At 60.4% G+C, this 21,454-nt stretch carries 15 protein-coding genes; 11 read left to right on the top strand and 4 right to left on the bottom strand.

The window, feature by feature from the left end; translation table 11 throughout:
* Positions 1-68: 68 nt before the first annotated feature.
* The gene (serB, locus tag ABCN01_RS03340) at positions 69-704 is read right to left on the bottom strand and encodes a phosphoserine phosphatase SerB (RefSeq protein ID WP_342995913.1); all 636 of its coding nucleotides are present in this window, start codon (positions 702-704) and stop codon (positions 69-71) included.
* Positions 705-960: 256 nt separating this feature from the next.
* On the opposite strand from serB, the gene aspS reads away from it, so the two are divergent.
* Positions 961-2,748 (top strand): aspartate--tRNA ligase, encoded by a 1,788-nt coding sequence (aspS, locus tag ABCN01_RS03335; protein WP_342995911.1) that lies wholly within the window; start codon positions 961-963, stop codon positions 2,746-2,748.
* A gap of 305 nt (positions 2,749-3,053) precedes the next feature.
* Here the strand turns inward: aspS and ABCN01_RS03330 are convergent, their stop codons facing one another.
* Positions 3,054-4,070, bottom strand: a complete 1,017-nt coding sequence (locus ABCN01_RS03330; RefSeq protein ID WP_343014186.1) for a LacI family DNA-binding transcriptional regulator — start codon at positions 4,068-4,070, stop codon at positions 3,054-3,056.
* Positions 4,071-4,445: 375 nt separating this feature from the next.
* Here ABCN01_RS03330 and ABCN01_RS03325 point away from each other — a divergent pair, with 375 nt between their 5' ends.
* The 8 genes from ABCN01_RS03325 (at position 4,446) to ABCN01_RS03290 (ending at position 13,718) form a co-directional block, all read left to right on the top strand.
* Positions 4,446-7,454: a glycoside hydrolase family 2 TIM barrel-domain containing protein gene (locus ABCN01_RS03325; RefSeq protein WP_342995909.1), complete on the top strand. Its 3,009-nt coding sequence runs from the start codon at positions 4,446-4,448 to the stop codon at positions 7,452-7,454.
* Between the two features lie 3 nt (positions 7,455-7,457).
* Positions 7,458-7,913: a NanQ anomerase/TabA/YiaL family protein gene (locus tag ABCN01_RS03320; protein ID WP_195234168.1), complete on the top strand. Its 456-nt coding sequence runs from the start codon at positions 7,458-7,460 to the stop codon at positions 7,911-7,913.
* Positions 7,914-8,066: 153 nt separating this feature from the next.
* Positions 8,067-9,530, top strand: coding sequence for an amino acid permease (locus ABCN01_RS03315; RefSeq protein ID WP_217749826.1), 1,464 nt, complete (start codon positions 8,067-8,069; stop codon positions 9,528-9,530).
* A gap of 419 nt (positions 9,531-9,949) precedes the next feature.
* The gene (locus tag ABCN01_RS03310) at positions 9,950-10,198 is read left to right on the top strand and encodes an HPr family phosphocarrier protein (RefSeq protein WP_022094361.1); all 249 of its coding nucleotides are present in this window, start codon (positions 9,950-9,952) and stop codon (positions 10,196-10,198) included.
* Positions 10,199-10,386: 188 nt separating this feature from the next.
* Positions 10,387-10,629, top strand: coding sequence for a FeoA family protein (locus tag ABCN01_RS03305; RefSeq protein WP_040358815.1), 243 nt, complete (start codon positions 10,387-10,389; stop codon positions 10,627-10,629).
* 40 nt (positions 10,630-10,669) lie between these two features.
* On the top strand, positions 10,670-10,891 hold the full coding sequence (locus ABCN01_RS03300) for a FeoA family protein (RefSeq protein WP_342995908.1): 222 nt from the start codon (positions 10,670-10,672) through the stop codon (positions 10,889-10,891).
* A gap of 123 nt (positions 10,892-11,014) precedes the next feature.
* Entirely contained in the window at positions 11,015-13,342 is a 2,328-nt protein-coding gene (gene feoB, locus ABCN01_RS03295; RefSeq protein WP_342995907.1) for a ferrous iron transporter B, read from the top strand.
* 175 nt (positions 13,343-13,517) lie between these two features.
* The gene (locus ABCN01_RS03290; RefSeq protein WP_035136858.1) at positions 13,518-13,718 is read left to right on the top strand and encodes a hypothetical protein; all 201 of its coding nucleotides are present in this window, start codon (positions 13,518-13,520) and stop codon (positions 13,716-13,718) included.
* A 66-nt stretch (positions 13,719-13,784) separates the two neighbouring features.
* Here ABCN01_RS03290 and ABCN01_RS03285 read toward each other — a convergent pair whose 3' ends face one another.
* Both ABCN01_RS03285 and ABCN01_RS03280 read right to left on the bottom strand, forming a co-directional pair.
* On the bottom strand, positions 13,785-14,489 hold the full coding sequence (locus tag ABCN01_RS03285) for a response regulator (protein WP_117583373.1): 705 nt from the start codon (positions 14,487-14,489) through the stop codon (positions 13,785-13,787).
* Positions 14,482-17,217 carry an ATP-binding protein gene (locus ABCN01_RS03280; RefSeq protein WP_342995906.1) on the bottom strand — a complete coding sequence of 912 codons (2,736 nt, stop codon included), beginning with the start codon at positions 17,215-17,217 and terminating at the stop codon, positions 14,482-14,484. The genes ABCN01_RS03285 and ABCN01_RS03280 overlap by 8 nt, the downstream gene beginning before the upstream one ends.
* Positions 17,218-17,551: 334 nt before the next feature.
* Here ABCN01_RS03280 and kdpA point away from each other — a divergent pair, with 334 nt between their 5' ends.
* Together kdpA and kdpB are read left to right on the top strand one after the other, a co-directional pair.
* On the top strand, positions 17,552-19,375 hold the full coding sequence (gene kdpA / locus ABCN01_RS03275; protein WP_342995905.1) for a potassium-transporting ATPase subunit KdpA: 1,824 nt from the start codon (positions 17,552-17,554) through the stop codon (positions 19,373-19,375).
* Between the two features lie 15 nt (positions 19,376-19,390).
* The gene (kdpB, locus tag ABCN01_RS03270; protein ID WP_342995904.1) at positions 19,391-21,451 is read left to right on the top strand and encodes a potassium-transporting ATPase subunit KdpB; all 2,061 of its coding nucleotides are present in this window, start codon (positions 19,391-19,393) and stop codon (positions 21,449-21,451) included.
* The last annotated feature ends 3 nt before the right edge of the window (positions 21,452-21,454 follow it).

Here is a 21,454-nt window from a genome sequence, read left to right as displayed (position 1 = left end):
TTCCGAACACTAAGACAAAATTGTTCGGAAACTATAGGACAGACTGATTCAGTTGTTAGACAGATCGGCTAGTCGCGCAGGATGATGTCCATGGCGAGCATCAGGTTGCGCTCGTCGATGGTAAACGGGGCCGCCTCGCGCGTCTTGGGCTTGGCGCAAAACGCGATGCCCGTGCCTGCGGCCTGGATCATGGGGATGTCGTTTGCACCGTCGCCAATAGCGACCGTGTGGGCCATGTCGACGCCGCACTCAACTGCCCAGTCCAGCAGCTGGATGAGCTTGGACTCCTTGGTCACGATGTCTGCCGCCAGCTTACCGGTGAGCTTGCCGTCCACGACCTCCAGACGATTGGCCAGGCAAAAGTCGATACCCGCGGCAGCCACGATCTTGTCGGCGACCTCGTGGAAGCCGCCGCTCACCACGCCGACCTTCCAACCCTTGCCGTGCGCCGAGCGCACAAGCTCCAGCGCGCCGGGGGTAAACGTCACGCGCTCAAAGGTGCGCTCGAACACGCTCTCATCCAAGCCGGCAAGCAGCCCCACGCGCTCCTCGAGCGCCTGCTTAAAGTCGAGCTCGCCGCGCATGGCGCGCTCGGTGATCTGCGCCACTTGCTCGCCCACGCCGGCTTCCTCGCCCAACAGGTCGATGACCTCCTGGTTGATGAGGGTGGAGTCGATATCCATAACGATGAGGCGTGCAGTCATGGCGGGCCTTTCCGAGTGCAGTTGTATTGGGGCACATTGTCGCACGTAGCGCGCGTTGGCGACGGCCACGGTGCGTCAATTGTTTCGTCTCCGTCAAGTCTTTGGGCAGGAGCTACTTTTTCGTGGCACATCGACACAGGTGCGATAAGATAGAACGCCATGTCTGGCTGCGCGGTTTACGCAGGCTGGGCAAATCTGTACGACGCCGCCCGGAACGACACGGGGCGGCACAGATCCATAAAGGAGGATCACTGGTATGAGCCAGACCCGTCCCATCGACGAGCATTCCATGCACACCCGTACCTGCGGCGAGCTTCGCCGCGAGAACGTGGGCGAAGAGGTCACCCTCACCGGTTGGGTGAGCCGTCGCCGCGACCACGGCGGCCTTATCTTCTGCGATCTTCGCGACCGCGAGGGTATCACGCAGCTCACCTTCGACCCCGAGCACTCCGACGGCGACGCCTTTAAGATCGCCGAGACCATGCGTCCCGAGTGGCCCATCAAGATCCACGGCGTCGTGCGCTCCCGTGGCGAGGAGACCACCAACACCAAGCTCGCGACCGGCGAGATCGAGGTCCTGACCGACCACGCCGAGGTGCTCAACACGTCCGTCACCCCGCCGTTCCAGATCGAGGACGGCATCGAGACCAGCGAGGACACCCGCCTGCGCTATCGCTATCTGGACCTCCGCCGTCCCGAGATGATGGCCAACCTCAAGCTGCGCTCCGACTTTACCTTTGCCATTCGCGAGGCGCTGCACAACCGTGAGTTCATGGAGGTCGAGACGCCCTCCCTGTTCAAGTCCACGCCCGAGGGCGCCCGCGACTTCATCGTCCCCAGCCGCATCCAGCCGGGCAACTTCTACGCCCTGCCGCAGTCCCCGCAGCTTCTGAAGCAGCTGCTTATGGTCGGTGGCGTCGAGCGCTACTACCAGGTTGCCAAGTGCTTCCGCGACGAGGATCTGCGCGCCGACCGTCAGCCTGAGTTCACTCAGGTCGATATCGAGATGTCCTTCGTGGATCAGAACGATGTCATGAGCGCTCTCGAGGAGGTTCTGTCCGATGCTTTCGGCCGCATGGGTGTTGAGATGCCCACGCCGCTGCGTCGCATGGACTACTGGGAGGCCATGGACACCTATGGCTCCGACAAGCCCGATACCCGCTACGGCATGCACCTGGTCGACCTGACCGACATCTTTGCCAACTCCAAGTTCAAGGTCTTCGCGACCGCTGCGAACGAGGAGGGCTCTGTCGTCAAGGCCATCAACGCCAAGGGCGCCGGCGTCTGGGCACGTGCCAAGATCGATAAGCTCGCCGGCGTGGCTTCCACGTTTGGCGCCAAGGGCCTGGCATGGATCGCCTTCCGCGAGGACGGCTCCATCAACAGCCCCATCGTCAAGTTCTTCTCGGACGAGGAGATGGCCGCTCTGCGCGAGCGCATGGACGTCGAGCCCGGCGACCTTGTGATGTTCGCCGCCGGCCCGCGCCTGCTCTCTGACGAGATCCTGGGCGGCATGCGTTCCCACATGGCCAACGCACTCGAGATCAAGCGCGAGGGCCACGACTTCCTGTGGGTCGTCAACTTCCCGCTGTTCCATTGGGACGAGGATCGCAAGGCCTATGCTGCCGAGCACCAGCCGTTCACTCTGCCGACCGAGACCGACATCGCCAAGATCGAGGCCGATCCGCTGGCAGCCGGTTCGTGCACCTACGACTTTGTCATGGACGGCTTTGAGGCCGGCGGCGGCGGTATGCGTATCCACAACGCCGAGATGCAGATGTCCATGCTCAAGCTCCTGGGCTTTACCGAGGAGCGCGCCGAGTCTCAGTTTGGCTTCCTCATGGAGGCGCTTAAGTTTGGTGCGCCCCCGATGGGCGGTTTCGCTCTGGGCCTGGACCGCGTGTGCATGCTGCTCACCGGTTCCGACTCCATCCGCGACGTCATGGCGTTCCCCAAGACGGCCAGCGGCTCCGACCTCATGTCGGGCGCCCCGAGTGCCGTTAGCGGCGCCCAGCTCAAGGACGTCAGCCTGCGCCTGATGTAGGCGAGCGGCTATATATTGCCCGCAACGAGGGAAGGACGTGTGCCTTCCCTCGTTTTTTATACGCCGAGATTGTGAGGGCATGGGATGACCGGGCGTCGCGGAAAGTGCGTCCCGGAATCTGCGTCCAGAACGGGTCGCGCTTTCCCAAAGGGGGTCCTCTGGGAAAGTGCGACCCAGAATTCGGCAAAATAATGGGGCATAGTTTCCGGTTGAGCTGTCTAACGGAAACTGTGCCCCAGAATGAGCGCTCAAAACGGGATAGACTTTCCGCAACAACTGTCTGGCGGAAAGCCTGCCCCAGTTTCTTATAGCGAGTCTCTCTGGATTAGCTGCATGTGCATCACGGAGGTGGTGGGCTCGGCACCCTTGATCATATCGAGCGCGATGTTGGCGGCCATGTGGCCTTCTTCGCGCAGGGGCTGGCGGACGGTCGTGAGCGCGGGGACGCAGCGCGTCGCAATCTCGTGATCGTCGAAGCCGACGACAGAAACGTCCGCCGGAACGGATAGGCCTGCCTCGTTGAGTGCGGTGATGACGCCAGCCGCGATACGGTCCGATCCGCAGAGCACGCCATCGAAAGCCATCTCGCGCGCGAGGATCTGGTGTATGGCCTGATAGCCGTCTCCGCTGTTCCAGCCGGTATAGATAACGTTTGCGTCTGGGAGATCTTCGCCCAAGACGGCGCGGTAGCCGCGCAGGCGGTCGACAACAGCGGGGTTGTCTTGCGGTCCCAACACGGCGACGATATCTTTGCGCCCGCGCTTCTTCATGGCGAGTGCCGCAAAGTGTCCGCCCTCTTCGTCGTCAGAGTAGACCGTCGAGAACACGTCGCGATAGGGGTGGCCCTCGAGCTGGCCGCACAACACGGTGGGTACGCCCAGCTCGCGCAGCACCTCGAGCAACTCGCTGCCTTTGTAGGGGGAGACGTCGATCACGGCGTCAAACGAGCGTCGCTCAAAGTGCTCGCGTGCGCGGTTGCGCTCATGCGTAGAAGACGCCTGCAAGATAACGGACAGATAGGACGACTCCGACAGTTCCTCGGTAATGCCGCTCAAAAACTCGCTATAGGTGGGGTCGCTGAAGAGTTCACTCAGGGGCTCGGTCACGAGCACGGCGATGATTTCCGTGCGCCCGACAGCGAGCGCTCGGCCACGAGCGTTGGGGACAAAATTGACTTTCTTGGCCGCCGCGCGGACGCGCTTTTTGGTTTCCTCGCTAATGCGGGGCGAATCGTTGAGGGCACGTGATGCCGTGGAGCGCGACACGCCGGCAGCTGCGGCAACCTCGGCAAGCGTAGGTGCGGTGCGAACTGGCTGGGTCATGGCGTCTCCTGGAAAATGCGGTCGATGTTTCACTGATACGGGCTGGTGCGGATACAGCTTACTATAGTGCGCCTGAACAGCGTTCATGATATCCGGTGACCGGTGTCGTTTTGCAACCAAGCCGAAATCGAATACGTCTCGTGTGGGTGAGATATTAGCGGGCGTGGCGGTTGTCTACGAGCTTGAGAACGATGTCTTGCGCCGAGTTTCGATACTCAGGGTGACATAAGTGCCGCGGTTGTACAACCGGTTGCACCGTTAATCCGGCCAAATCGACCGTTCAGCGGACAACCGGTTGCACAGCTTTTTGCATCGCCCGTAAGATAAGGACAACCGGTTGCACAAGAATCACTACGATGACGAAGGAGCATCACCATGGACGCCATTAACGATTGGGAAAACCAAGCGCTCACCCACAGGAACCGCCTGGCACCCCATGCGTACTTTATGGGTTACGAGACCGCCGATCTCGCTGCATCGTACAGCCGCGAGCTGTCGCACGGGTTTGTCCAGCTGTCCGGCTCGTGGCAGTTCCGCCTCTTTGAGGGACCCGCTGCCGTCTCCAACGAGGAGCTCTCCACGTACGAGCCCGAGTGGGATCACGTGGAGGTTCCGCACCTGTGGCAGGTAGACGGCTATGGCAACCTTGCCTACACCGACGAGGGTTTCCCGTTCCCGGTGGACCAGCCATTCGTTCCCTCCGATGACCCCACGGGCGTGTACCAGCGTATCGTCAATCTTCCCGCTGTTCCCGCCGGCGCTCGCGAGATCATTCGCTTCGACGGCATCGAGAGCTATGGCGAGCTGTACGTCAACGGTCAGTTTATCGGCATGACCAAGGGTTCGCGCCTGTCTGCCGAGTTCGACGTGACCGACGCGCTCGTCGAGGGCGACAACCTGTTTGCTGTCAAGGTCCTGCAGTACAGCGATGGCAGCTATATCGAGGATCAGGACATGTGGTGGGCCTCGGGCATCTTCCGCGATGTGTACCTTATGCAGCGTCCCGCCGCGCATCTGGTCGACTTTAGGTTCCGCACGCACCGCGAGGGCGATACCGCTCTGATTACGCTCGATACGGTTGCCGAGGGCGCTACCCGCGTTGTGTATACGCTCAGCGATGGCGGGAGCGTGGTGGCTACGGGTGAGTGCGTCGACGGCCATGCCGAGTGCAGCGTGACCGATGCCCACTTCTGGAATCCCGAGGACCCCTTCCTCTATGACCTGACGTTTGAGGTCTACGACGGCGACGAGGTCAGCGAGTACGTCCCGCATCGCCAGGGTCTTGCCGAGGTGACGGTCGAGGGCAATCATATCTACCTCAACGGCACTTACTTTAAGATGCATGGCGTCAACCGCCACGATCACGACGATCACAAGGGCCGCGCCGTGGGCCTCGAGCGCATGCGCCGCGACCTGGAGCTCATGAAGCAGCACAACATCAACGCGGTGCGCACGTCCCACTACGCCAACGACCCGCGCTTCTACGAGCTGTGCGACGAGTACGGCATCATGCTGGTCGCCGAGACCGATATGGAGAGCCACGGCTTCGAGAATATCGGCAATATCGCCCTGGTCACCGACGACCCGGCATGGGAGCCGGCCTACGTCGACCGTATTGAGCGCCTGGTGATGCAGGAGCGCAACCACGCCTGCATCATTATGTGGTCGATGGGCAACGAGAGCGGCTATGGCTGCAACATCCGCGCGATGTACGCCAAGGCTCACGAGCTCGATGGTCGTCCGGTCCACTACGAGGAGGACCGCAACGCCGATACCGTCGATGTCATTTCCACGATGTACTCCCGTGTGTCGCAGATGAACGACTTTGGTGAGCATCCGTTCCCCAAGCCGCGCATCAACTGCGAGTACGGCCACTCCATGGGTAATGGTCCCGGAGGCCTGTCCGAGTACCAGGAGGTCTTCGATCGCTGGGATTGCATCCAAGGCCAGTTTATCTGGGAATGGTGTGACCACGGTTTGGCTGCTGTGACCGAGGACGGCGTTGCCTACGATATGTATGGTGGCGACAACGGCGATTACCCCAACAACAGCAACTTCTGCATCGATGGCATGGTGTTCCCCTGGCAGCAGCCGAGCCCGGGCCTCACTGAGTATGGCCAGGTCATCTGCCCGGTTCGCATGGCTTACGATGCCGAGGCGGGCGAGCTGACCGTCACCAACAAGCGTTGGTTTACCACCCTCGAGGATGTCTGCCTGTCGGCCGAGACCCTGGTGGACGGCGACGTGGTCTGCCGCAAGACGCTCATGCCCGGTGCGGTTGCCCCCGGTGAGTCCGTCCAGCTTCCGCTAGTGATTCACGAGGCCGCGGTAGGCGAGACCCTGCTGACCGTGCGCGCCTACACCATGGCCGCTCACGTCTGGTGCGAGCCGATGTTCCAACTGGGCGCAAGCCAGTTTGCCATCGCCAACCATCCGGCGCCGGCCATCGCGGCTCCCACTCGTCCTGAGCTTACGGTCGAGGAGACCGAGCAGGAGATTCGCATTCACTCCCTCAACGGCGAGCTGACCTTCAGCAAGGTAACCGGCACCGTGAGCGAATGGAAGGCATCCGGCCGCGACGTCATGGCCTCTGGCCCTCAGGTTGGTTTTTGGCATCCGCTCGTCGACAACCACGCCCAGGAATATGACTCCCTATGGAAGGACAACTTCATCGATGTGATGCAGACGTCCACCCGCAAGGTTTCTTGGAAGCAGGACGGCAATGCGGTCGTCGTTACCGTGAGCCAACGTATTGCTCCTCCCGTTCGCGCGTTCGGCATGCGCGTCGAGCTCGTCTACACCGTGCTTCCGAGCGGTCGCGTCGACCTCAAGGTTTCCGGCGAGCCCTACGGCGATTACTCGGATATCATCCCGCGCATCGGCATCTCCTTTGAGGTTCCCGGTTGCGATCGTGCCGTCGAGTGGTATGGCCACGGCCCGGGCGAGAACTATCCGGACTCGCTGCGCGCCAACCCGGTCGGTCATTACCGCACTACGGTCGACGACATGTTCACGCCCTACGTTATGCCTCAGGACTGTGCCAACCGCGAGGGTACCCGCTGGGTTGCCCTGCGCTCGAGCCACGGTGACGGCGTGCTGGTGACTCGTCCGGCCGACGCCGCTTCCAACCCGTTCTCGTTCTCGGCATGGCCCTATAGCTGCGAGGCTATCGATAACGCCAAGCACGTCTACGACCTTGTCAAGGGCGACACGGTTACGGTCAACATCAACGACCAGTTGCTCGGCCTTGGCTCGAACTCTTGGGGTTCCGAGGTGCTCGATTCCTATCGCACCCGTTTTGAGAGCTTCAGCTTTGAGGTGTCCCTGCGACCGCTGACGTCTGCCGATCTGGCTCAGGCGCTGGCACCCATTAAGGAGGCATAAGTCATGCATGTCTTTAACTCGCGCGCCGATTTCGACGCTCAGATGAAGTCCGTCAAGAAGTGGATGCGTACCGGACAGGCGCTCGATGGTGTTGCCGACCTGCAGCACGACGTGGCTTACTCCATCGGCGACTCGTTGGTGTATTGGTGGGTGAACGCCCACGAGGCCGCTACCGCCGATCTGGTCGGTCACCGTCGCTATCATGCCGTGCTCGCCCCGCTCGACGGCGACCTGACTGTCGAGGTGGCTTCTAAGGCCGATCTTACCTGTACGCGCGCCTACAGCGATATCGACGATCGTGAGCGCTTTGAGGGAGCGGGGGAGACCGTGACGATTCCTGCCGGCGGCGTTGCCGTCGTCGAGATCGACGAGGCCTACCGTGTCGTGGCTGATGCCGCGGATCCCCGCGTCGTGGTACTGCACGTGACGGTTGAAGGATATTCCTTCCCCAACAAGTAGTATTCGTCCGCCTGGACGTTTGCTTCGCGCCGTTAAGGGGGATGGCTTTGTTGACTCCCTTTTCCCCATTCCCCTTAGCAGGTGCACCGTCCGTGTTTGCACTTGCAGCTCGGACGGGTTTAGATGACATTTAATAGATGATTGGGAGGGCTTATGAGCTCTGAAAAACGAGGAACGATTGGTTCGTTCGCTCTGCTGGGCATGACGGTTGCCGCCGTGTTCGGTATCAAGAACATCATCAACAACAACGCGGCCATCGGCTTGGCAGCTGCGCCGTCGTTCTTTTTTGCCACGCTTTTGTACTTTGTCCCCTATACCCTGGTTACCGCCGAGTTCGTCGGCCTCAACAAGGACTCCGAGTCTGGCGTGTACGCATGGGTTAAGACCTCGATGGGTGGTCGCTGGGCGTTCCTGACGGCATTTAGCTACTGGTTCGTTAACCTGTTCTTCTTTGCGTCCGTCCTGCCCAACGTCATCATCTACGCGAGCTACGTGTTCTTTGGTGCCAACGCCGAGCTTTCGCAGCTGTGGATCACCATTATCGAGATCGTCGTCTTTGCTATCGCCACGTGGGTTTCGACCAAGGGCGCTAAGTGGATCGGCTCCATTTCCTCCTTCGGTTCGACCGCGGCTCTCGGCCTGACCGCCGTGTTCATCCTGCTGTCCCTGGCTGCTGCCTTTGGCGGCGTTGAGTTCGCTACGGCTCCTACTCCCGCTAACATGGCTCCCGACATGAGCAACTTCGCAACTGCGTGGGGCTTCTTCGGTACGCTTGCCTGGATCATCCAGGGCGTTGGCGGCGCTGAGTCTGTCGGCGTTTTCCTCAACGACCTCAAGGGCGGCGTCAAGGCCTTCGTGCGCACTGTCGTTATCGCCGGCCTGACCATCGGCCTTCTGTATGCAGGCGCTTCGCTGCTGGTTAACCTGTTCATCCCCGAGGGCAGCGTTGCCATCTCCACCGGCATCTTCGACGTATTCGGCGCTGTCTTTGCCCACTTTGGCATTCCCATGGAAGTGTCTACGCGCGTCATCGGCCTGATCCTACTCGCCGCTACGCTGGGCTCCCTCATGATGTGGACCTCCGCTCCCATCAAGGTGTTCTTCACCGAGATCCCCAAGGGCGTCTTTGGTAGCAAGATTGTCGAGCTTAACGAGCACGGCATTCCTGCCCGCGCTGCTTGGCTGCAGTTCGCCATCGTCGTCCCCATCCTGATCATCCCGGCCCTGGGCTCCGGTAACCTCGACGACCTGCTCATGATCGTCACCAACATGACGGCTGCCACCGCTCTGCTCCCGCCGCTGCTGATCCTGCTTGCCTACTTTATGCTGCGCAAGAACTTCGACGCCGCTCCCCGTGACTTCCGCATGGGCTCGCGCAGCTTTGGCCTGGTCGTTGCCGCATTCCTGCTTGTGGTCTTCTGCTTCGTGCTTATCTGCGGCACCATTCCGCTCGATCAGCCGCTGTGGCTGACGCTGGTCTACAACGTTGGCGGTGTGGTTGTCTTCCTGGGCCTTGCCGTGATGTGGTACAACCGCTACATCAACCGCCTGCGCGAGACCGATCCCGAGGCTGCCGAGAGCGAGCTGCGTCCGTCTGTCCTTGACATGATGGAGTAGAAGCTGGGATTTATCCACAGCTGAGGAACAACTTGATTCCCTTTCCTAAGGAGGGGCCCTTCGGGCCCCTCCTTTTGTGTTTTGGGACATGTTTTGGACCCTGTGGTCAAAAAATGCCAAATATGAGTACTGTTGCAAAAGAGGTGTCATATTTTTCGGCCTGCTCTGAGCGAAAATGGGCTCAAAATCAATCTATCTAACCCCCTATAAAGGGCGTTTGACGGCTTTCAACCTCTTCGAATCGCTCAAAGTAGGCAATTTGCTCTCGATTTTGCTGCTACTAAATTGGTGACAGTACTCATATTTGCCACTTTTTGACCACGAGGTGTTCAGAGGAGCTCTCGAGAAGCATCTAACGCTACAATAACTACCACGTGGCTGGGTTTGCCGGCCGAATGTGCGATGTCGTGGGAGGGGACATGGTCGAGTTTACAAAGACGATTAAAGATCCGTTGGGACTACATGCCCGCCCGGTTGCGCTGCTCTATGACATCATTGCCAAGCATCGTAGCGACGTATCAGTCAGCATCGGTGATCGCCACACGGATGGCCGCGATGTCATGGGGCTCATGGCTCTCTACGGCGAGTGCGGCGAGGACATCATCTTCCGCGTTTCGGGCGTAGACGAGGCTTCCTGCGTCACGTCGATCAGAAACCTCTCGCTTTAAGCATGACAGGGCGCGGCAAAGGACAGCTCTTTGCCGCGCCCTTTTGTTTCATATAGGAAACCTTTTCGAAATCTGAATGGGGACCCTTTCCAAAAAGTTAACCACGTGTTAGTTTACTAAAGCGAACATAGACGTGGTTAACTTTTGCCGCGTCGATGTTAAGGACGAACTGACGTTAGGAGCCACTCATGTCTTGCGGACCGCAGATGCCGGCAATGCCGCTTTCGATGGTAAAAGCGGGCGAAACCGTGCGCGTGTCTCGTGTAAAGGGCAATGAGGATATGAAGCACCACCTCAAGGACCTCGGCTTTGTCGAGGGCAGCGAAATCCACGTGGTGAGTTCGAGTGGCGCCAACATCATCGTCACTGTGCTGGGCGCACGCTTTGGTATCGATTCCAAGGTTGCCATGCACATCATGACCGTCGGTTAGTCGACGGTATTTCTGTACGCACTGAAAGGGGGACAAGTAAATGAAGACGTTGGGTGACGTTAAGGTGGGCGAGAGCTCCACCATCGTCAAGCTTCACGGTGAGGGTGCGCTTCGCCGCCACCTTATGGACCTGGGGCTCATCAAGGGCACTTCGTTCAAGGTCGTGAAGGTTGCACCGCTCGGTGATCCGGTCGAGATCAGCGTGCGCGGCTACGAGCTTTCCATCCGCAAGGAGGAGGCGGCCGTCGTCGAGGTCCAGTAAGGGCCCGAGACGTATATTTCTGCAGATAAAGTTAGGTATTTCTAACTTGATGCTGCAACTTTGAAGCACATTATCCAGCTCGCGCGGAGAAAGCAGCGCGAGCACACAAGGAAGAAGGATTGAATGGCGGATTCTCAGATCCATGTCGCGCTTGCGGGTAACCCCAACTGCGGCAAGACCACGCTTTTCAACCTGATCACCGGTGCCAACGGCTACGTTGGCAACTGGCCCGGCGTCACGGTTGAGAAAAAGGAAGCCAAGCTCCTGAGTGACAAGAACGTTACCATCACGGACCTCCCTGGCATCTACTCGCTTTCCCCCTACAGCCCCGAGGAGCAGTGCTCGCGCGATTACCTCATGAGCGGCGAGCCCGATGTCGTCGTCCAGGTGGTCGACGCCACCAACCTCGAGCGCAACCTGTACCTGGCGCTTCAGGTTATCGAGACCGGCCTGCCCGTGGTCGTCGCCCTCAACATGGCCGACTTGGTCGAGAAGAACGGCGACAAGATCGACACGGACAAGCTCTCCAAGAAGCTCGGCTGCCCGGTCATGATGATCTCCGCCCTTAAGAATAAGGGCATCACGGAGCTGTTCGATCAGGTCAAGAAGTCCGCTGCTTTCAAGGGCCAGGTGCCGGAGCACAAGTTCGATTCCTCCATCGAGGACGTTCTGGACCACATCGAGAACAATCTGCCGGCGAGCGTTCCCGCCAACAAGCGTCGCTACTACGCGGTCAAGCTGTTTGAGCGCGACGCGGACGCCTGCAAGCTCATCAACCTCACTAAGGAGAAGGCCGCTCGCGTGGAGCAGCTGGTCGCTCAGTGCGAGCAGGATTGCGACGACGACGCCGAGTCCATCATCACCGGCGAGCGCTACGGCGTGATTGCCCACATCATTGACGAGTGCATGACCAGGGCCCCTGCCAAGATGAGCACCTCCGAAAAGATCGACCGCGTGGTTACCAACCGTATCCTGGGCCTGCCGATCTTTGTGGTCATCATGTTCTGCGTGTACTACATTGCCGTCTCCACCTTGGGCGGCACGGTGACCGACTTCACCAACGACCAGCTCTTTGGCACCGACGGTTGGTATGTGCTCGGCCAGGGCCGCGACGCCTACGACGCGGCTGTCGAGGCTGCGGGCGACGATGCCGACTCGGTCGACCCGGCGCAGTACGGCCCCTATGTCCCGGGTATCACCACCATGGTGCACGACGCTCTCGTGGCGGGCGGCACTGAGGACGGCGGCCTGGTCGATTCGCTGGTCTGCGACGGCATCGTCGGCGGCCTGGGCGCCATCTTCGGCTTTGTGCCGCAGATGTTCCTGCTGTTCGTGATGCTGTCCTTCCTGGAGGACTGCGGCTACATGGCCCGCGTCGCCTTCATCATGGACCGCGTGTTCCGCCGCTTTGGCCTGTCCGGTAAGTCCTTTATCCCCATGCTCGTGTCCTCGGGCTGCGGCGTCCCCGGCGTCATGGCCACCAAGACCATCGAGAACGAGAAGGACCGCCGCATGACGGTCATGACCACCACGTTCATTCCCTGTGGCGCCAAGCTGCCGATCATCGCCCTGCTCATGGGTTCCATCATCGGCGATTCTTCCACCACCGCCGCGTGGATCAGCCCGCTCTTCTACTTCCTGGGCGTCTTTGCCGTCATCGCCTCGGGCCTCATGCTCAAGAAGACCAAGCTCTTCGCCGGCCGCCCGACGCCGTTCGTTATGGAGCTCCCTGCCTACCACTTCCCGGCGATCCGCTCTTGGGCGCTGCACGTGTGGGAGCGCTGCTGGGCCTTTATCAAGAAGGCCGGCACGGTCATCTTCGCGTCCACCGTCGTGGTTTGGTTCCTCTCCAACTTTGGTAGCTACAACGGCTCCTTTGGCTTCCTGCCTGCAATGGAGGGCATCCCCGAGGAGTTCATGGACTACTCCGTGCTTGCCATGCTCGGCAACCTGATCGCCTGGATCTTCGCCCCGCTCGGCTTTAGCACCTGGCAGGCAACAGCACTGTCCGTCTCGGGTCTTGTCGCCAAGGAGAACGTCGTCGCCACCGCCGGCTCGCTGCTGTCCGTTGCCGATGCCGCCGAGACCGATCCGAGCCTGTGGACCGCGTTCGCCGGCATGTTCCCGACCATGGGCGCTTGCGTTGCCTTTGGCGCTTTCAACCTGCTGTGCGCTCCGTGCTTTGCCGCTATGGGTACCATCCGCAACCAGATGGACTCCGGCAAGTGGACCGCGATTGCCCTCGGCTACGAGTGCGCCTTTGCTTGGGTGATCGGCCTGTTCATCAACCAGTTCTACAACCTGCTGGTCCTTGGGCAGTTTGGTATCTGGACGGTGGTGGCCATCGTGCTGCTGGTTGCGATGCTCTTCCAGATCTTCCGTCCCATGCCCAAGCATGCATGGACCGACGAGGACGAGACCAACACAGCTTCCGCCGCAGTTTCCGCTTAAGTCCGAATAAGGACCAGCCCCTTTCCACGAGCCCGGGTGTCCCAGCGACACTCGGGCTTTTTGGTGGGGGAGATGTGACGTTTCCGCAGATAAAACCGACCAAAATAAACCTGTCCCTTTTTGGTAGGTGGAGAATGGGGTAAAGTAAGTGGTGGTTAACTAGAGGAGGCTTGCTATGGCACCTATCGATATTGTTGTACTGGCTGTTATCGGTATTGCGTTTGTCGCCGTGTGCGTGCGCATCTACCGCAAGGGCACCTGCGCTGACTGCGCTCAGGGTGGCGTTTGCACGGGGCATTGCTCCAACAAAAAGACGTGCGCCGCACTTAAGGGCGTAGACAAAATCGCCGAAGACTTGGGTCGCGGTATCAAATAAGGTCCGGACATCCAAACACCTCGCGAGCATCCGTTCGCGAGGTGTTTTTCACTTTTGTGGGGTGGGCTAGAGACGCTGCATGCGGTACCCGACACCCATGTGCGTCTGAATCATCTTGGGGTGAGAGGGGTCTGCCTCGATCTTCTTGCGCAGGGTGCGCATGAACACGCGCAGGCTCGCCAGATCGCTGTCCCAGCTCGTGCCCCATATCTCGCGGGTGATGAAGGTGTGGGTGAGCACCTTGTCGACGTTTTTCGCCAGAAGGACGAGCAATTTGTACTCGGTTGGGGTGAGCGAGAGCTCGCGTCCGTCTTTCGTAGCGTATCCCGCGGCGTAGTCGATATGCAGCGGACCGTTGTCGAACGTGCTCGCTTCTGTCGACTCGCTCGACGCCATCGAGGAGCGCCTCAAATTCGCACGGACGCGCGCGAGCAACTCATCCACAGAAAAGGGCTTGGTGAGGTAGTCGTCTGCCCCTGCGTCAAGTGCTGCAATCTTGTCGGAATCTTCGGTGCGCGCCGAAATGACGATAATGGGGACTGCCGACCAGCTTCGGATCTTCGTGATGACCTCGATACCGTCAATGTCGGGAAGGCCGAGGTCGAGCATGATGAGGCTGGGGCCGTGCGACACCGCATCCATGATGGCGGCCTGGCCGTTGCAAACCTTGCTCACGACATAGCCGTGGAGGTCAAGCGCGGTCGAAACGAGGTTTTGAACGGTCAGGTCATCTTCGACCAGGAGGATGCGTGGCTTAGCGGCATTATTCATGAATCTCGATCTCCTCGGCGGGCAGGGTAAAACGGAAGACGGCCCCATGGGGGTGGTTGTCGCGAACTTCGATGACGCCGCCATGCGCCTCCACGATGGAGCGGCAGAGCGACAGCCCAAGGCCGATGCTTCGACGCGAATCCACGGGCCGCGTATTGCTTGAGGTGAAGAAGCGCTCAAAGATATGAGGCTTGTCGCAGTCTGCCACACCCGGCCCATCGTCTGCGACGTCCACCACGACAAACGCACCCTCGCGACGTGCGCTGATGGTGACAGTCGAGTCCTCGGGCGTGTATTTGAAGGCGTTCATGATGAGATTCGTAAGCACCTGCATGATGAGATGGACGTCGATGCGCACCAGCAGGATGTCGTCAGTGTGCTCGATGGTGACGGTGCGTCCATGCGATGCTTGGGCGACATGGCTGAGGGCGGCCTCGATGACCTCGTCGATGAGCTCGGATGTGAGGTTGAGGCGAATGGTGCCGTCCTCGACGCGTGTGATGGCGAGGAGGTTCTCCACGGTATCGATAAGCCAGAGGGAGTCGTCGTAGATGGCATCGGCAAGATCGCAGCGTTGTTCGAGGCTGAGCTTCTCGTCACTCTTCCGAAGGATTGCCGCAGATCCGGATATAGCCGTGAGAGGTGTCCTCAAATCGTGGCCGATGGAGCGCAAAAGGTTGGCGCGCAGCTGCTCGTTTTTCGCCAAGACCGCAGCCTCTTCGCGCTCTTGCGCCGCCCGGTCGCTTTCGAGCGCCAAGGCGCATTCACCTACGATAGATAGGACGATCGAATGCTCGAAGGCTTCGATCTCGCGCCCCTCCAGGGCGATGCCGATGACACCGAATACCTTGTCGCCGGTGCGAACCGCGAGGTAGAGACAGCGCGCCTCAGGCAGGGTCCGTGTGCTTGCGCCCGCGCGCTTGTTGTTGGTGTAGGTCCAGGTTGCAACGGCGCGCTCGTAGTCGGTGAGCAGCGACGCGGATCGGTTTTCGGTGCCAGCGGACTCATAGAGCGCCTTGTCGAGCGTGCCGTGTTCGGCGGTGTAGAAGACCACGTCGAGTTTTAGCAGTTTGATGAGTTGGTTCATGGCGACGCGGGCGCACTCCTCCGCGCTATGGGCTTGCTGCAAGAGCTGGTTCGTTTCGAGGAGTACGCGCGTTTTGAATGCGTTCTCGGCGGAGGTACGGGCGTTGTCGGCGATGCGCGCAGTTAACTCGCCGGCGACCATAGCGGTAGCGAACATGATGCCGAACGTGACCAGATAGCTTCGGTCGTAGCTGGCGAGCGAAAACAGAGGCGTGACGAAGCAGAAGTTGTAAAGCACTACAGAGAGCACGCTCGATACGATCGTACAGATACGCCCCGTCGTGGTGACGGCGGTCAGCAGGGCCGTGAGGATATAGAGGGATATGATGCTGGAATCGGCAAATCCCAGATGGCGGAAAGCCGTGCCGATCGCCGTGGCGACAAGAGAGAGGGCCAGCGTGCGAAGCACGTTTCGGCTGCTGGGCGGCTGCAGGGCGAGCGCGCGGCGGCGTCCTTTGGGCCGGGAAGGCGGAGTCGACTGGTCTGGAATGATGTAAATGTCGAGGTTCGGGGCGAATGTTATGAGCTGTTCTACGAGAGACTTGCGGCCGAAGAGGGCCTGACGGACGCTGCTGCGCTCGCCCGTGCGCCCCATGACGATCTTCGAAATACCCGACAGGCGCGCGAACTCGGAGATCTGAAACGCGATGTCGTCGCCATAAACGGTTTCCATATGTGCTCCGAGCTGCTCGGCTAGGGCGATATTGGCTGCAAGCTTGGCGCGCTCATTATCGCTCATGGCTTGCGTGCGCGGGCTCTCTACGAACAGGGCGACGAGCTCGCTGCGAAACGCTTTCGCCATGCGCGCGGCGGCACGGACGATGCGGGGATTGGTCGGCGCCGGGGAGACGCAGACTAAGATACGCTCCCTGGTGTAGTAGTCACGGTTTCCCAGCACGCGTGCGGCGTCTGTGAGGTGGCCGGTGCGATCGGCGCAGCGGCGCAGCGCGATTTCTCGGAGTGCGGTGAGGTTCTCGACGGTAAAAAAATGTTGTTGCGCTCGGTCGGCTTGTGCGGGACGGTAGACGAGGCCGGCGCGAAGGCGCTCAAGTAGGTCTTCGGGCTCTATGTCGACGAGCTCGACCTGGTCAGCATCATCGAAGATATGGTCGGGGATTCGTTCGCTCACGACAACGCCGGTGATGGATGCAACCATGTCGTTTAGGCTCTCGATATGCTGAACGTTCACGGTCGTATAGACGTCGATGCCCGCATGTAGAAGTTCTTCGACGTCTCGATAGCGTTTGTCGTGGCGAGACCCCGGCGCATTCGTATGGGCGAGCTCGTCGACAAGGATGAGCTGAGGGGCGCGTTCGATAGCCGCATCTAGATCGAACTCGCTGAGCGCAATGCCGCTGTGCTCGATGAGTTTACAGGGCACGTTCTCGAGCCCTTGTGCAAGATGGGCAGTTGCCGGACGTTCGTGCGGCTCGATGTATCCCGCGACGACGTCGACACCTCGCCGCTTGGCGGCGTGGGCGGCTTGAAGCATCGCATAGGTTTTGCCTGCGCCAGCAGCGTAGCCAAAGAAAATCTTGAGGTGTCCCCGGCTGGTTCGAGCGTCATCGACGACCTCGTCTTTCTCAATTGCCTTGAGGATGAGGTCTGGATTGACGCGAGTATCCGATGCGTCGCGCTGCATAGCGTAGCCTTTCTGAAGCGTTGTCCATGCGTGCATACGCGGTGAGGACGCCACTGTATGCTCGCGAGGTCGAGTATAGACGCACTGCAGCCGCAATAGTGCTTTCTACCTGCATCTTTACGGCATCTTAAGGACGTGAGCCCCGGCCCTCACACCTCTTTAATCCCTAGAAGCGTTTACTGTCCCCAGGCGCTTGCGAGAGCAGGCGTCCGAGAGATCGGACCGCGTGTGAAAGGGGCGGTAAATGGACATCCTCATTCCCATCATCGGAGTCGTCTGCATTGGACTCTTTATCTATTACATCTACATTCTGATGAGGAGTGATTCGTAAACTATGGACGCTGCGATTCAGTACATCTTGTACTTTGCCGTGCTCGTCGTCCTGGCCGTTCCGCTCGGTCGGTTCATGGCCCATATCATGGATGGTGAGCATACGTTCCTGTCGCCTGTGATTGCTCCTGTGGAGCGTGGCGTCTATCGTCTGCTTCGCATCGACGCGGCAGAGCAGATGGGGTGTAGGCGCTATCTGGCAAGCGTGCTGGTCTTTTCGGGGATCGGCCTCGTGGCTCTTGTGGCACTCCAGGCACTGCAGTCTTTCTTGCCAGGCAATCCCCAGCACCTGCCGGGTGTGTCATGGGACCTGTCGTTTAATACGGCTGCTTCCTTCATAACCAACACCAACTGGCAATCCTATTCCGGTGAGACCACCCTGTCCTACTTCGTGCAGTTCATGGGCCTCACCGTGCAGAACTTCGTTTCCGCTGGTACCGGTATCGCGGTCATGTTCGCGCTGATCCGCGGCTTCCGTCAGGTCAAGGAGCAGGGTCTGGGTTCCTTCTGGGTCGACCTCACCCGCACCGTCCTGTATGTGCTCATCCCGCTGAACCTCGTGTTCGGCATCTGCCTGGCTGCCGGTGGCGTCATCTCCAACTTCCAGCCGGCTCAGAAGGCTGAGCTCGTAGAGCCCGTCGCTGTCCAGCCTAATGCAGACGGCGGCTGGAGCGTCATCGACGGCGCCCAGATCGAGGGCGACACGGTCAAGGTCGACGGCAAGGTTGTCGAGGGCGCGCGCGTGGTCACCGAGCAGTTCCTGCCCCAGGGTCCTGCGGCCAGCCAGGTTGCCATCAAACAGTCCGGCACCAACGGCGGCGGCTTCTTTGGCGCGAACTCTGCGCATCCGTATGAGAATCCCAATGTCTTCACCAACATCATCGAGATGACCAGCTTGCTGCTGATTCCGGTCGCCTGCTGCTTCACCTTCGGCATCGGTGTCAAGAATGCCAGGCAGGGCAAGGCCATCTTCGCGGCGATGCTTATCCTGCTCGTGGTCTTTACCGGCATCATCGCCGTTAACGAGCATATGGGTACGCCGCAGCTGGCAGATGGCGGCGCGGTCAACATCGAGATGACCGATGGCCAGGCGGGCGGCAACATGGAGGGCAAGGAGAGCCGCTTTGGCATCGCCTCCTCTTCCACCTGGTCCGCTTTCACGACGGCTGCTTCCAACGGCTCGGTCAACTCCATGCACGACTCCTACACCCCGCTCGGCGGGTTTGTCCAGATGCTCCAGATAGCGCTGGGCGAGGTGGTGTTCGGCGGCGTGGGCTGCGGCCTGTACGGCATGATCGGCTTCGCCATCCTCACGGTGTTTATTGCCGGCCTTATGGTCGGCCGCACGCCCGAGTTCCTGGGCAAGAAGATCGAGCCGACCGAGATGCGCTGGGCAGTGGTTCTGTGTCTCGCCACTCCGTTCGCCATTCTGGTGAGCTCCGCTATCGCCTGCATGGCGCCCGGTCTTGTCGACCAACTCAACAACGGCGGGGCGCATGGCTTCTCCGAGGTCCTGTACACCCTTACTTCGGCTGGCGGCAACAACGGCTCCGCATTCGCCGGCATGAACTGCAACATCCCGTGGATTAACGTGCTGCTGGGTATCGAGATGCTGTTCGCGCGGTTCCTGCCGATTGCGGGCACGCTCGCCATCGCGGGCTCGCTGGCCGGGAAGGGCAAGGTCGCCGAGGGCGCCGGCACGCTTTCCACCACCAATGCCATGTTCGTGTTCCTGCTGGTATTCGTCGTTCTGCTGATTGGCGCCCTGAGCTTCTTCCCAGCGTTGGCGCTTGGTCCCGTTGCCGAATTCTTCCAGATGGTTGCGTAAAGGAGTCGCAGATTTATGGCTATGCAAAAAGACATGATGAGCCGCGCGGTCCGCGACTCGTTTGCCAAGCTGGATCCTCGCGTCCAGATTCAAAACCCGGTCATGTTCCTGGTGTGGCTTTCCGCCGTCATGACCACCGTCCTGGCCGTCGCTTCCATTTTCGGTGTGCAGGACGCGGGTGTGCCCACGTACTATGTGATCGCCATTGCCGTCATTCTCTGGCTGACCGACCTCTTTTCAAATTTTGCCGAGGCACTTGCCGAGGGCCGCGGTAAGGCGCAGGCAGACTCCCTGCGCGCGGCGAAAAAGGACGTCGAGGCCCATCGCATCGAGTCCGTCGAGGATAAGGACCGCTTCACGGTTGTTCCCGGTACCGAGCTCTCACGCGGGGATCTGGTGGTCGTGCGCGCCGGCGAGCAGATTCCGGGAGACGGCGATGTCATCGAGGGTGCTGCCTCGGTTGATGAGTCGGCCATCACCGGCGAGTCTGCACCCGTGGTTCGCGAGGCTGGCGGCGACCGTTCTGCCGTCACCGGCGGCACCACCGTGCTTTCCGATTGGATTGTGGTGAAAATTACCAGCGAGCCTGGCCAGAGCTTCCTGGATAAGATGATCGCCATGGTCGAGGGCGCCGCCCGCAAGAAGACCCCCAACGAGGTCGCGCTCGAGATCTTTTTGGTTGCCCTGTCCGTCATCTTCATCCTCGTGACGCTCGCACTGTACTGCTACTCGAGTTTCTCTGCAGGGCTCAACGGTATGGCGAACCCCACCGCTGTGACCACGCTCGTTGCCTTGCTTGTCTGTCTGGCACCCACCACCATTGGTGCGCTGCTGTCCGCCATTGGGATCGCCGGCATGAGCCGACTGAACGAGGCCAACGTGCTGGCCATGTCCGGCCGCGCCATCGAGGCCGCCGGCGACGTCGACATCCTCATGCTCGATAAGACCGGTACCATCACCTTGGGCAACCGCCAGGCCGCTGAGTTCATTCCGGTCGACGGTGTCGATCCGGCAGAACTCGCCGATGCCGCGCAGCTGTCCTCTCTGGCGGACGAGACCCCCGAGGGCCGCTCCATCGTCGTGCTCGCCAAGGAGCAGTTTGGGCTGCGCGGCCGCACGCTCGAGGATAAGGGCATGGAGTTCATCCCCTTCACCGCGGCGACCCGCATGTCCGGTGTGAACTACGCCGACAGCGAGATCCGCAAGGGCGCTGCCGATTCCGTGCGCACCTATGTGGAGGCTGCCGGAGGAGTGTTCTCGAAGGAGTGCGACGAGGTTGTCGAGCGCATTGCGAAGGTGGGCGGTACCCCGTTGGTCGTGGCAAAGGACCGACGCGTGCTGGGTGTTGTCTACCTTAAGGACATCATCAAGTCCGGCGTGAAGGAGAAGTTCGCCGATCTGCGCCGCATGGGTATCAAGACCATCATGGTGACGGGTGATAACCCGCTGACCGCCGCCGCCATCGCAGCCGAGGCGGGCGTGGACGACTTCCTGGCCGAGGCCACCCCCGAGGGCAAGCTCGAGAAGATCCGCGCGTTCCAGCGCGAGGGTCACCTGGTCGCCATGACCGGCGATGGCACCAACGATGCACCGGCGCTCGCCCAGGCGGACGTCGCCGTGGCCATGAACACGGGAACCCAGGCTGCCAAGGAGGCCGGCAACATGGTCGACCTCGACTCCAGCCCCACCAAGCTCATCGATATCGTGCGTATCGGCAAGCAACTGCTCATGACCCGCGGCTCGCTCACGACCTTCTCGGTCGCCAACGACGTCGCCAAGTATTTCGCCATCATCCCGGCATTATTTTCGCCGATCTACCCCGGCTTGGACGCCCTCAACATCCTGGGGCTCACCAGCCCGTTGTCTGCCGTGCTGTCCGCCATCATCTACAACGCGCTGGTCATTGTCGCGCTGATTCCTGCCGCCCTGAAAGGCGTGAAGTACCGCGAGCTTTCGTCCGGCCAGCTGCTGACCCACAACCTGCTGGTGTGGGGTCTGGGCGGTATCGTGGCGCCGTTCGTATTCATCAAGATTATCGACATGCTGCTTGCCTTGTTCGGCATTGGCATGATGTAGACG

It is taken from the genome of Collinsella aerofaciens, from assembly GCF_039062365.1.
Classification (GTDB): Bacteria; Actinomycetota; Coriobacteriia; order Coriobacteriales; family Coriobacteriaceae; genus Collinsella.
The sequence above is the reverse complement of the archived record's forward strand: the minus strand, read 5'-3'. Positions and strand labels throughout refer to the sequence as shown.